Source organism: Nonomuraea sp. NPDC003201, from assembly GCF_053590415.1.
Map to the genome: position 1 here is coordinate 1 of NZ_JBSFTC010000014.1, position 11,536 is coordinate 11,536.

General features: G+C 71.0%; 15 protein-coding genes. 6 read left to right on the plus strand and 9 right to left on the minus strand.

From position 1 onward, the window contains the following. Positions 1-77: 77 nt before the first annotated feature. The 4 genes from ACWDX9_RS08475 to ACWDX9_RS08490 all read right to left on the minus strand — a co-directional run bounded on the left by ACWDX9_RS08475 (position 78) and on the right by ACWDX9_RS08490 (position 2,499). On the minus strand, positions 78-353 hold the full coding sequence (locus tag ACWDX9_RS08475) for a lasso peptide biosynthesis PqqD family chaperone (RefSeq protein WP_449950601.1): 276 nt from the start codon (positions 351-353) through the stop codon (positions 78-80). Then, a complete protein-coding gene (locus ACWDX9_RS08480) occupies positions 350-2,176 on the minus strand; it encodes an asparagine synthase-related protein (RefSeq protein WP_449950604.1) in 1,827 nt (608 codons plus the stop codon). The genes ACWDX9_RS08475 and ACWDX9_RS08480 overlap by 4 nt, the downstream gene beginning before the upstream one ends. A gap of 1 nt (position 2,177) precedes the next feature. Next, the gene (locus ACWDX9_RS08485; RefSeq protein WP_449950607.1) at positions 2,178-2,291 is read right to left on the minus strand and encodes a lasso RiPP family leader peptide-containing protein; all 114 of its coding nucleotides are present in this window, start codon (positions 2,289-2,291) and stop codon (positions 2,178-2,180) included. Positions 2,292-2,373: 82 nt separating this feature from the next. Continuing rightward, complete coding sequence (locus tag ACWDX9_RS08490; RefSeq protein WP_449950610.1) at positions 2,374-2,499, minus strand: lasso RiPP family leader peptide-containing protein; 126 nt, start codon at positions 2,497-2,499, stop codon at positions 2,374-2,376. 398 nt (positions 2,500-2,897) lie between these two features. On the opposite strand from ACWDX9_RS08490, the gene ACWDX9_RS08495 reads away from it, so the two are divergent. Continuing rightward, positions 2,898-4,481: an ABC-F family ATP-binding cassette domain-containing protein gene (locus ACWDX9_RS08495; protein ID WP_449950613.1), complete on the plus strand. Its 1,584-nt coding sequence runs from the start codon at positions 2,898-2,900 to the stop codon at positions 4,479-4,481. Here the strand turns inward: ACWDX9_RS08495 and ACWDX9_RS08500 are convergent, their stop codons facing one another. Next, positions 4,482-4,694, minus strand: coding sequence for a hypothetical protein (locus ACWDX9_RS08500; RefSeq protein ID WP_449950847.1), 213 nt, complete (start codon positions 4,692-4,694; stop codon positions 4,482-4,484). It lies immediately after the preceding gene. Between ACWDX9_RS08500 and ACWDX9_RS08505 the strand changes: the two genes are divergently transcribed. The 5 genes from ACWDX9_RS08505 (at position 4,599) to ACWDX9_RS08525 (ending at position 7,250) form a co-directional block, all read left to right on the plus strand. Continuing rightward, on the plus strand, positions 4,599-4,940 hold the full coding sequence (locus ACWDX9_RS08505) for a hypothetical protein (protein ID WP_449950841.1): 342 nt from the start codon (positions 4,599-4,601) through the stop codon (positions 4,938-4,940). The two genes, ACWDX9_RS08500 and ACWDX9_RS08505, sit on opposite strands and share 96 nt — an antisense overlap. A gap of 273 nt (positions 4,941-5,213) precedes the next feature. After that, positions 5,214-5,339: a hypothetical protein gene (locus ACWDX9_RS08510; protein WP_449950616.1), complete on the plus strand. Its 126-nt coding sequence runs from the start codon at positions 5,214-5,216 to the stop codon at positions 5,337-5,339. Positions 5,340-5,483: 144 nt separating this feature from the next. Beyond that, positions 5,484-5,930, plus strand: a complete 447-nt coding sequence (locus ACWDX9_RS08515; RefSeq protein ID WP_449950619.1) for a hypothetical protein — start codon at positions 5,484-5,486, stop codon at positions 5,928-5,930. Between the two features lie 10 nt (positions 5,931-5,940). After that, positions 5,941-6,603: a hypothetical protein gene (locus tag ACWDX9_RS08520; RefSeq protein ID WP_449950622.1), complete on the plus strand. Its 663-nt coding sequence runs from the start codon at positions 5,941-5,943 to the stop codon at positions 6,601-6,603. Positions 6,604-6,611: 8 nt separating this feature from the next. Next, on the plus strand, positions 6,612-7,250 hold the full coding sequence (locus ACWDX9_RS08525; RefSeq protein ID WP_449950625.1) for a class I SAM-dependent methyltransferase: 639 nt from the start codon (positions 6,612-6,614) through the stop codon (positions 7,248-7,250). On the opposite strand, the gene ACWDX9_RS08530 is transcribed toward ACWDX9_RS08525, so the two are convergent. The 4 genes from ACWDX9_RS08530 to ACWDX9_RS08545 form a co-directional block, all read right to left on the minus strand. Beyond that, positions 7,186-8,349: a cupin domain-containing protein gene (locus ACWDX9_RS08530; protein ID WP_449950844.1), complete on the minus strand. Its 1,164-nt coding sequence runs from the start codon at positions 8,347-8,349 to the stop codon at positions 7,186-7,188. The two genes, ACWDX9_RS08525 and ACWDX9_RS08530, sit on opposite strands and share 65 nt — an antisense overlap. A gap of 278 nt (positions 8,350-8,627) precedes the next feature. Then, positions 8,628-9,764 carry a mandelate racemase/muconate lactonizing enzyme family protein gene (locus tag ACWDX9_RS08535; protein ID WP_449950628.1) on the minus strand — a complete coding sequence of 379 codons (1,137 nt, stop codon included), beginning with the start codon at positions 9,762-9,764 and terminating at the stop codon, positions 8,628-8,630. After that, positions 9,761-10,696, minus strand: a complete 936-nt coding sequence (locus ACWDX9_RS08540; RefSeq protein ID WP_449950630.1) for a dihydrodipicolinate synthase family protein — start codon at positions 10,694-10,696, stop codon at positions 9,761-9,763. The genes ACWDX9_RS08535 and ACWDX9_RS08540 overlap by 4 nt, the downstream gene beginning before the upstream one ends. Then, positions 10,683-11,357 carry a GntR family transcriptional regulator gene (locus tag ACWDX9_RS08545; protein ID WP_357748999.1) on the minus strand — a complete coding sequence of 225 codons (675 nt, stop codon included), beginning with the start codon at positions 11,355-11,357 and terminating at the stop codon, positions 10,683-10,685. The genes ACWDX9_RS08540 and ACWDX9_RS08545 overlap by 14 nt, the downstream gene beginning before the upstream one ends. Between the last annotated feature and the right edge of the window lie 179 nt (positions 11,358-11,536).

The following is an 11,536-nucleotide window of genomic DNA, read 5'->3' on the forward strand; positions in this document are numbered from 1 at the left end:
GGCGGCCACGGCGGCCAGCACCGGCGGGCGGCGGCGCCAGGGCAGGGCGGGCCGGTCGGCGGGCACCATGGGCACGCTCATCGCGGCTGCTCCCGGTCGACGGTCTCGACGATCAGGTTCGCGGCGCGCAACTGCGCGACGAGCGCGGCGACGTCCGCCTCGGCGGTGGGCGTCGCGGCCGGATGGGTCCGGACGAGGTCGCGGGCGGCCTCGTCCGGACCGTGTCCCGCCAGCAGGCTGCGCAGGATGAGCGCGGCGGTGGCGTTGAGCTGGCGGTAGCGGCCGGTGCGCTCGTCCAGGAGCACGGCAACCTCGTCGATCGGGGTGAGAGTGACGCCGGGGCGAAGCCTCACGCACACGACTCCTCCTGGGTGGGATAGGCGAGAAGGGCTCGTAGCCAGTTCTCGGCGGCGATGAAGACGTCGAGTGCCATCACGCCCGGCCCGCCCTCGGCCGGGGTGCGGACGCAGGCCCGGCGCAGGGCGGCGGCGTCGGCCAGGCCGCGCTCCACCAGCAGCGAACCGTCGAGCAGGGTCAGGATCTGGTCGCGGTGGCGGCGCAGCCCCTGGGAGATGTCGGCCGAAAACTCGCCTTTGGTGGTACGTTCCAAACATTCGGCCGGCATGACGGGGCGCATCGCGGCCCGGGTGAGCGGCTTGTAGACGCCCGGCACCGCCCGCTGGTCCAGCCGCACGGCCAGGCAGGCGGCGACGACGTGGTCGTCCAGATAGGGGGCGTGCACAGGGGCGCCCACGCGGCCGGTCAGGACCCGCACGCCGTCGACGGAGGCGGCGATGGTACGGACGTTCGACAGGCTCTGGTGCTGGGCGCGCAGGGGGGAGTACGGCTCGGCCGAGCACGTGACGAGCCGCCGGCGAACGGCGTCCGTCGCAGCCTCGGTCGTCCAGTCAGGCAGGCGTAGCGGTTGCTCCCATCCGAAGTCCGGCCGGAAGCGGGACAGCGGCGCGCTGAGCGTCTGCGCCTGATCCGCCAGCCAGGCGGCATAGGGGCGCCGGTCGGCCAGCGCGCGGGCGCACGCCCACAGCGGCCATCGGGCCCTGGACCGCCGCTCGCGCAGGTGGGGCCAGAGCGCCGCCGGGTGGCGACGGGCCAGGTCGTGCAGGTAGCAGTCGGGCAGCAGGGTGACCTCGTCGCCGCCGTGCCCGGTCAGGCGCACGGCCGCGCCTCGCCCGGCCAGCAGCGCCGAACTCGCCAGCTCGCGGGCCAGCGCGCGCAGCCACCGCGTCGGCTCGTCCAGCCCGGGAACGGCCTCGGCCGCCCCGGCGAACCACTTGGGCACCTCACCGGGCCGGGCCACTCCGTGCTCGCCCGGGAGGTGCGCCCGCGCCCGGGTCGCCCACTCCGGGTCGTCATGCTCGGGATCGTCGATGGCCAGCAGAAACGTGATCAGCTTCGCCGACCGCTCCCTGGCCGCCGCGGCGGCCAGGAAGCTGACCGGCGTGGAATCCAGACCGCCGGACAGATCGCTGGCCACCACCGCGCCCTCGCCGATCCGGGCGGCCACGGCCTCCTCAAGGGCCGTCCTCACCACGGGAGCACCCTCCTCCAGCGCTAGTTCCGGCTCCGGCGCCCGCCACCAGGCGCGCAGCCGCACCCCGTCCGCGTCGATGTGCGCCGCCTCACCGGGCGGCACCATGGCGACCCCTTCCCACAGCGGCTCGGCCAGCGCCGGTGGAACCGCCATCAGCAACCGCATCGCCAGAGCCTGCTCGTTCACCGCCGCCCGCGTCAGCGCGGCCGGCAGCGCCGCCCGGCCGGACGCGACGACCGCCCCGCCGGCCCGCGCGTAGTACACCCGCCGCATGCCCGAAGCGGTGCCCTGCACCCGAACCTGCCCGCCCACGACGGCGACCAGATGGAAGCTGCCGGGCAGCGCCGCGGCCACCGCGTCGGCGTCCGCCAGGCATCCCAGTCGCGCCGCCATCCGCCGGAGCCGACCGGCGGTGACCGGGCATGTGCCGATCACCGCCAGCCGCGCGTGGCCCGCCTCCGCGTGGACGATCTCCCCGGGCGAGGCGGCCAGCAGACAGGGACGGCCGGACGCGTAGCTCAGCACCACCGCGCCGTGCAGCGCCTCAGCGAGGGCTTCGCCGGCGGCGCTGTCGGACAGCACCGCGAACTCCTCGCCGCTCAGCTTGCGCACCGGACTCCTCATCTCACTGGTAGTAGTAGGCCAGGTCCATCAGCGGCCCGGCTATGCCGCGGGTCAGTTCTCCGAACTCGCCGATGTCGAGCATCTGCGGGGGTTCGTACGGCTCGGTGCCGACCATGACTGGTGCCTTTCTCCTGGGATGTGCGGACTGTCCGGACCCGTACCGGACTCCGTGGGACTCGATGGGCACGGTGGCCTCACTACCCCGCGTAGTAGTAGGCCCAGTCCATGTTGAGCATGCCGTAGCCGCGGGTCAGCCGGCCGAACTCGCCGATCTCGAGCATCTGAGGGGGCTCGTACGGCTCGGTGCGATCGTTGTCGATCATGACAGGTCCCTTCGTCCGTGCGGCGGATCGCCGCGTCACCGTCAGTGAACACCGACGCTCTCGCTGTCCAACAGGAGGTCGGACGCACCCGGACGCACTCGGACGACAGGCCCGGCGCCGTGGCGGAAGGTCAGGCGCTCAGACAGGCGCATCGCGCGTACGGGATCCGTCCACGGATCGTTGGGGTGAAGAACGGCAGCCAGGGTCCACCGCGGAGCCACCGGTGGCGGTGGACCAGTCGCGGCAACGCTGCCGGCCAGAGCCGGTCGGTAAATGGATGGCGGACCATCACGGCCTGTCCCTACACTCGGCCTCATGTCTACGCCCCGAATTTCCTAGCCAGGACACGCGCTTCCACGCCACCCGTGTGTCCTCTAGCAAATCCGGAGTGCAGTACCATGATCACCCTACGTGGCGTCGACGTACGTGCGGGCGCCCACCTCCTGCTGTCCGGCGTCACCGCCCACGTCGCCCCCGGCGACCGCGTCGGCCTGGTCGGCCGTAACGGCGCCGGCAAAACGACCCTCATGAAGACCCTCGCCGGAGTGCTCCCGCCTGCGGCCGGCGAGATCGTCCGCACCGGCCCCGCCGGCTATCTGCCGCAGGACCCGGCCGCCGCCGACCCGGCCGTCACCGTCCTCGACCGCGTCCTGTCCGTCCGCGGCCTCGACCAGGCGGTCCGCGACCTGCGGGCCGCCGGGTCCGCCCTGGCCGAGCACGGCGACGAGCGGGCCATGGCCCGCTACGTCCGGGTTGAGGCCGAGTTCCAGGCCCGCGGCGGGTATGCGGCTGAGGGCGAGGCCGCCCGCGTCGCCGCCGGGCTCGGCCTGCCCGACCGGGTGCTGAACCAGCCGGTGGGCGACCTGTCAGGCGGGCAGCGCCGCCGCGTGGAGCTGGCCCGGGTGCTGTTCGCCGAGCCCGGCGTCCTGCTGCTCGACGAGCCGACGAACCATCTCGACGGCGACTCCACAGCCTGGCTGCGCGCTTTCCTGGCAGGCCATTCCGGAGGCCTGGTTCTCATCACCCATGACACCGGGCTGCTGGCCGACGTGGTCAACCGCGTCTGGCACGTCGAGCACGGCGCACTGGAGGCGCGCAACACCGGCTGGCACGCTTACCTCGCCGACCGCGAGGCCGACGACCGTCGCAGGACGCGCCTGCGGTTCACCGCCGAGCGCAAGGCCGCAGCGCTTCATGCCCAGGCCGGCCGCATGCGCTCCAACGTGGCCACCGCGACCCGGGCCAGGGACATGGCCCGGCGCGCGGAACGCATGCTCGCCGAGACTCCCCCGCCCCGCGTCGCCGAGAAGGTCGCCCGCATCCGGCTGCCCGAGCCCGCGCCCAGCGGCCGCACGCCGCTCGGCGCGATCAGTCTGGCCAAGTCGTACGGCGGGCGGCCGGTGCTGGCGGGGGTGGACCTGGCCGTCGACCGGGGCAGCCGGCTCGTGGTCCTGGGACTCAACGGCGCGGGCAAGACCACGCTGCTCAGGCTGCTGGCCGGGTACGAGCGGCCCGACTCGGGACGGGTCGTGCACGGCCACGGGCTGCGGCTGGGCTACTTCGCCCAGGAGCACGACACGCTCGACCCGGCGCACACGGTCGGGCGGCACCTGGCCGGCGCAGCCCCGCACCTGAGCGACGGCGAGGTTCGGACGGTGCTGGGGTCGTTCTTGTTCGGCGGCGACGACGTGGACAAGCCCGTCCGGGTGCTGTCGGGCGGGGAGAAGACCCGGCTGGCGCTGGCCGGGCTGGTCAGCTCCCAGGCCAACGTGCTGCTGCTGGACGAGCCGACCAACAACCTCGACCCGGCCTCCAAGGCCGAAGTGCTGGCGGCAGTGGCCGCGTACCGGGGCGCCGTGGTGATGGTCACGCACGACCAGGAGGCCGTCGCAGCACTTCGGCCGGACCGGGTGCTGCTGCTGCCCGACGGGGTCGAAGACCTGTGGAACGACGGCTACGCCGATTTGATCGCCCTGGCCTGATCACGCCGGCTCCTCGGTCACGGGTTCGATCGCCATCCTGGGCACCTCGGCTGTGAAGGCGAGAGCACCCTCATCAAGCTTCTGTGCAGGATGTACGATCCGACCCGCGGCCAGATCCTGTGGGACGGCGTGGATCTGCGGGACATCCCGCCTCCCGCGCTCCGCGAGCGGATCGGCGCCGTGTTCCAGGACCACATGATCTTCGACATGCATCCGAGAACATCGGGCTCGGCGACCTGTCCGCCCTGGACGAGCCGGCCCGAATCGGAGAGGCGGCCGTCCGCGCAGGGGTGCACGACACGCTCTCGGGGCTGCCGCGCGGCTACGACACGCTGCTCACGCGCACGTTCTTCTCCGAGGCGGTCAAGAGCGATCCGGAAACGGGGGTGGTGCTTTCGGGCGGGCAGTGGCAGCGTCTCGCGCTGGCCAGGGCCCTTGTCCGCGATGGCAGGGATCTGATGATCCTTTTGGCAGGCGGCGTGCTGGCGCTGGGAGCCTCGCTGTGGTGGATCCGCCGACGCCACCTGGTCGCCACCGTCGACGGGCCGAGCATGGAACCCGCCCTGCGCTCCGGGGACCTGCTGCTGTCTCGAACCGGGTGGCGAGGACGAGTTGCCGGAGAAGCCGGATCATCCCGGTTGGCGGTCGCTCGTGAAACGGGCGGTCGCGGTTCCCGGAGACCCCGTACCGAGACAGGGCTTTCCGGCGTTTCGCGACGCACCCGAGACCGTCGTGCCCCGGCATGCGCTGGTCGTGCTGGGCGACAATCCGGGCGCCGGCTGGGACTCCCGGGACTTCGGTTTCGTGCGAGGCGACGAGTTCGTCGGCGTGATGGTGCGCCGCCTGGCCCCACCCTGACCGCCGCGATCACGGAGTATCGATAGCCGGTGAAGGACCGGCCGGGCTCGGCTGCGTCGGCACCGGATTCGGTAAAGCGGCGGCGCGCCACGCTGTCGGCAAAGGCGCATGATGTCACTCTTCGGGAGAAAGGGGAGCACCGGTATGAGCATCGACGCTGATTCGCTTGAAGAGCACCCTCTCCTGGTCAAGCTGCTCCGGGAGGGAAACCCGGACACGATGACGCTCTGGGGATACGTGGGCCCTTCGGAGCACGACGGATCCATCGCGCTGTATCCGAGCCTGGAGAACCTGGGATCCGCCATCGAGATCCCCAAAGGGGACATCCTTCATGTCGAGAACGTGCCCCAGAGTGTCATGCTCTTCGGCGCGAAGGTCGTCTGGGTGCGACGGAGCGCCCCCGTCGTCGTCCGACAGGCCGACACGGCCGAGGACGCGGTGACGTCGGAGGACATGCGGGATATACGGACGGGCCGGCTCCACATGCGGGTCAAGACCCAGCGTTCCGACTGCCACAGCCCCTGTGCGACCTGCAGGGACTGCAGCAGCGTGTGTATCTCCAGCTGCCGGGTGAAACCACCGCAGGAGTGAGGGAACTGCCATGATCACCGAAAGCCCACTCGCCGCGCTGGACTACCAGGCCCCCTTCCTCATCGAACGGCTCATGAACGAGCAGATCGCGGACACGGAGGAGGCGGCGGAGGAACTGTTCGCCGAGGCGAAGAAGTATCTGGTGCTCACTCAGGTCGACGAGTCGAAGTTCTGGCGGATGCACTCGATGCGGGTCGACGACGCCTGGCACCACTTCATCCTCTTCACCGGCTTGTACACGAAGTTCTGCCGCGACTACTTCGGCCGTTACATCCACCACAGCCCAGGCAACGACCCCGGGGTGCCCGGCGCGAGCGAGGGGGAGCGCCCGGTCGCCTCCTTCGCCATGTTCCGCGATCGCTACGCGGAGATCTTCGGGTCGCCCCTTCCCGACGTCTGGTACGACCACCGCAATGTCACCCTGCACCGGCGGGTGGTGAACGAGCATGCGGGGAAGCTGACGACGCGTCGCGGCGGGAACCAGGTCGAACTGCTCGACCCCTCGGGCAGACCGCTGATGAGCGCCAACCCGATCGCCGCCGACGCTCTGGCGTTCATCGCCCGCACCGGCGCCTTCTACGTCAGGGAGCTCCCCGGCGGCCTGACCGGCGAAGAACGGATCGCTCTCGTCGAAGTGCTGGCCGAGCAGATGGTCCTCAAGGTGAGCGGCTAGCGGACAGGGTGACCTACGCCTCCCTCCGGGCTGGGCGAGGGCCCAACTCTCTCGTCGTCGAGGGGCTCGGCGTCCTCGGCGACGTACGGGGCCGTGCCCTGGACATCGGCGCGGGCCCGCTCAACGACACCTGTTTCCTGCTGGCGGCCGGCTTCTCGGTCGACGCCGTGGACACCGACCCGTGCACCGTCTCGCTGGCGGCCACGCGGCGGCACCCGCGACTCAAGGTCGTCCACGCCGACATCCGCGAGGTGGACATCGCGGCCGGGGCCTACTCCTTCATGGTCGCGATCCATGTCCTGCCCTTTCTGCCCAGGGCCGACGTCGCCCGGCTCGCGGAGGCGATGACCGGCGGCCTCGTCCCGGGCGGCGTCCTGTGCTGCACGTTCTTCGGCCCCGAGGACGCCTGGGCGGGGCGGAGGCAGGGGAGGACCTTCTTGCGCGGCGCGGCGGCCCGGGTGGTGTTCCAGCGGCTGGAGCCGGTCGTCCTGCGCGAGGAGCGATACGACGGCATCGACGCCAGGGACGAGCCAAAACACTGGCACGTGGTGCGCTGCATCTTCCGCAAGCCGGAAGAGCCGGTCACGGTGGCGGCGAAAGGGTCAGAAAGCCCTCCTCCAGCAGACGGCGTACCAGGGAGAGCTTGATCTCGTGGCGGGCCTCCCCTTTCAGCCCGCCCGTCGTGAAGGGTTCGCCGGTCGCCATGCGGAGGAAGGCTTCCTCGTGGCGGGACGGGATGCTCAGCCGCTTGCCGTGAAACGCGACGACCATGGTCCCCGCGTCCCTCCGGATCTCCCACCGCAGGTCGGGCCGGCGCCGGACGACGGTGTTGTGATCGAGGGCGGCCAATGACACGAGATCGAGGAGATGCCCGTTCAGCCGGTCTCCTTCCGTGAGGAGCGCCAGGTCGACCGCGTCGTCGACCAGCGCATCCGGCGTGACGGCCCGCCACAACCGGGCGGTCAGCTCCTGCATGCGCTCCCTCGTCTCGTCACGAGCCCCGGCTGTGCGGGCGAAGCCGAAAGGCAGCGAATCGCGGAAGGCGGCGTCGCCGTCCACGGCCGCCTCGTACCCGGCCAGCAGCACGTCCGCCCAGGTGATGGGAAAGACGCCGAGGCTCAGGTGCAGGGACGCCGAATGCGTCGACGCGGCCTCGTGCGGGATGCCGCGAGGCAGATAGAGAAGATCACCTTGCCGCAGCTCGAACTCCTCACAAGGGCCGGTCCGCTCCGGCTCAGGTCCGGCCTCGTACACCTTCCAACGCTTGACGCCGGCAACCTGCAGCACGAACACATCGTGGGAATCACGGTGTACGCCGAACCCCTGCGCCATCGGCGGCGTGAGATAGGCGTTGATCCGGCATCTCGCGCTGAACTCGTACGCAAGACGCCGGCACAGGTCCCGCAGCGGAGGCCATCGCTCGTGAACCGAGGGCATGATCATCGTCGAGCCGCGACGGTAACGGTCGTAGAGATCCTCCAGCCGCCGGCTCCCTCCGGCATCGCCCGCCGCGTCGGCGCGTCCGGCCCGGACCACGCGCACCGAGCCCGCGTCAAGGTCGGAGCCGGAAAGGAGCTCGTCGAAGCGGGCTAGCGAGAACAGGTCGCCGTAGTGATCCGGCGCATTCCGACGAAGCAGGAAATGCCGCTTCTTCCAGAAGTCCCGCAGGTACTCGTCCCGGGGCACGGGATGCAACAGCCAGTCCACTGCGGGCGTGACGTCCACGCCTTCCCGCTCGTCGATCATCACCTTCGATCCGTACCCACGGCGTCCATGACGATCCGCACGGAGTGCGATAGTTGACCCAATTCTGGAAGTGCAGCCCCCGTCGCCGGCCGGGATGAGTCCTTCCCTCACGCCCCGCGCACTGCCGGTGGCACGAGGCCGGCGGCGTGGGGCGGTCAGGGGGAGAAGGGCGTGATCGACGATGGCCGCTGCGGTCACTCCGGCCAGGTGCAGACGGAGGGACATAAGAACCGATCTTGCCTGAGCCGCGTCTCGGGCCGACTCCCGGCCCCGCCGTGTCAGCAGAACGCGAGGGACCCGTCCGGCCGGATGGGAACCCGGCGTTCCCAGTGCACGTAGTCGTCCTCCGCCAGGGCGTCCTCGTCGATGGTGATCCCCCAGCCGGGCCGGTCGGGCCGCAGCTCCAGGTGACCGTCGACCGGCACGTACGGGTCCGGGCACCACCTCGTCGTCTCCGGCTTGTACTCCAGGATCGAGAAGTTGCTGCAGGCCGCGGCGAAGTGCACGTTGTGCGCGGTGGCCAGGGGCCCCATCGGGTTGTGGGGCGCCACCATGGTGTTGAAGGTCTCGGCGAGGGTCGCGATGCGCCGCATCTGGGACATGCCGCCCACCACGCAGATGTCCGGCTGGACGAGGTCGGCGCCCCCGTGGGTGAGCAGGTTCAGGAACTCGTGGGGAGAGTACAGGCTCTCCCCGGTGGCCAGGGGCACCCCCAACTGCTGGCGCAGGTGGCCCCAGGAGGCGAAGTGCTCCGGGCGGATCGGCTCCTCCAGGAAGAGCGGGTCCATCGGCGCCAGGGCGTTGCCGAGCTGAACCGCCTGGTAGGGCTCGAAGATCTTGGCGTGCGCGTCGAAGGCGAAGTCGAACTCCTCCGGGCAGCACCGCCTGACCTCCTGAGCCCATTCCGCCGTCTCGGCGACGACGAGGCCCCAGCGTCTGGCGTGCAGGTCCGTACGGAACGGGCTCAGCTTGAAGGCGGTGAATCCGTGTTGCCGGTGCAGCTCGGTGGTCTGGCGGCGACACTCGTCGGGGTCGGGCGCGGAGTAGAGCCCGCAGTAGACGCGTACCCGATCCCGTACGGCGCCACCGAGCACCTGGTAGACGGGCACGCCGAGCGCCTTGCCGGTGATGTCCCACAGCGCGTGGTCGATGGCGGCGATCGCCGCCAGCCCGAGCGCCCCCTGCGGGAACCTGGCGGTGCGGAGGAGGAGCTGGGACACGTATTCCACGCGCCGCGGGTCCGTACCCCTGATCTGGCCGCCGAGGTAGTCGAGCAGAGGGCCGAGCGCCAGGTCGGGACCGTGGTTGTAGGCCTCGCCCCAGCCGCTGAGGCCCTCGTCGGTGTCGACGCGCACCAGCACCCGGGGACGATCGCCGACGCGCTGCACGAACGAGCGGAGGCCGCTGATCCTCATGACGCCGCCACGGGCAGGGGCCCGAGGTCGTCGGCCTTCGCCCACTCGGTGAGGATCCGCGCGACCTCCTGCCGTTCGGGTTCGCCGAGGACGGTGCTCGGCGCCCGGACCGCGCGGTCGCACAGGCCGAGCTGGTGCATCGCCTCCTTGACGACGCTGACGTTGTTGGCTCCGCCGTCGACCGCGCGCAGGTGCTCGAACCGCGCGATGTCGTGGAGCATCCGCTGCGCCGCCGGATAGCGCTCCTCGCGCAGGGCGTCCCTGAGCCGGAGCGAGAAGGCGGGGTTGACGTTCACCAGCCCGGAGGTGAAGCCCTCGGCCCCGTGGACGGCGTAGGACAGCGCGTACGGTTCGGCCAGCCCGGCGATCCAGACGAACCGGTCGGGGCCCGTCTCCGCGCGTAGCTGCGCGAAACGGTTCACGTCCGCGACGGCGTACTTCAGGGCGATCACGTTGGGGCACAGGTCGCCCAGCCGCGTCAGCAGCCGGCCGTCGACCCAGGCGTTGCGCAGGTAGAGGACCAGGGCCAGGTCCGGCACCGCTTCGGCGATCTCCCTGTGGTAGTCGAGCCAGCCCTGGGCCGACACGTGCGGGTGCACGGGCTGGTGCACCATGACCATCCGGATGCCGTGCGCCGCCGCGTGGCGGGCCTCCTCGACGGCGGTGGCGACGTCGAGGCCGATCCCGGCCATGAGGTGCGCCTCTCCCCGTACGGCCTCCGCGGCGGCCGTGATCAGCTGAAGCCGCTCCTCGGCGCTCAGGGCGTAGAACTCGCCGGTGTTGCCGTTCGGGGTGAGCACGTTGACGCCCGCGTCGACCAGGCGGCGCAGCAGCGAACGGTACAGCGCGAGGTCGGGGACGCCGTCGGCGTAGGGCGTGACCGGGATGGCGACGACGTCGCGCAGGGCCCGCGAGAGCTCACCGAACCTCACGGCCGGCCTCCTTGATCTGCTGGAGCGCCCGCTCCTGGAACACGCTGATGTGCTGCAACACGAGCCGGGCCGCCTCGTCGGCCTGCCCGTTCAGTGCCGCCTCGAGAATCTGCCGGTGCTCCTGCGCCTCGTCCTCCCAGGAGGGACGCTGGGACCAGACGTTGACGGAGATGAGGGCCGTCTGGTCGCGCAGCTGGTCGAGCACGCCGACCAGCACCTCGTTGTCGCAGTCGGCGTAGAGGGCGCGGTGGAAGTCGCGATTGGCGAGGCTGCGGGTCACCTCGTCCGTGGCCTCGTCCGACTTGCGCAGGGCCTCGCGGGCGAGCCGGCCGCCGTCGCGCAGCCCGGCCTCGACGCTTCGCCGCACCGCGGCCGGCTCGATCAGGCACCGGGCGTCGAACACGCTCCGGGTGAGGCGCTCGTCGACCTTGCGGACCGTCACCCCCGTGTATTCGCTGATGGTGACCAGACCGGCGCCGCTGAGCGTCTTCAGCGCCTCGCGCACCGGAGTCTTGGAGACACCGAAACGGCTGGCGAGCTCCACCTCCACGAGGGCACGCCCGGCCGGCAGCTCGCCGCTCAGAATGCCGCGCCGCAGCGCTTCGAGGACGAGGGCCGTCCTGGAAGACGCTTTGATCGCGCCCAACGCTGTCTCACTCACCCGCGCTCCTTCACTTGTCGTCGATCACCATAACCGGCGCTCCGTCTGGCCGCCGGGGTGGGATCGGAGGGCACATGGCCCATTGTATAGAACCGACCATACCCTAAATCTCATATCTCATGTACCGTATGGCAACCGCACAGCGGAGCGCAGTTCTTGGTGAACGAGAGGAAAGACCC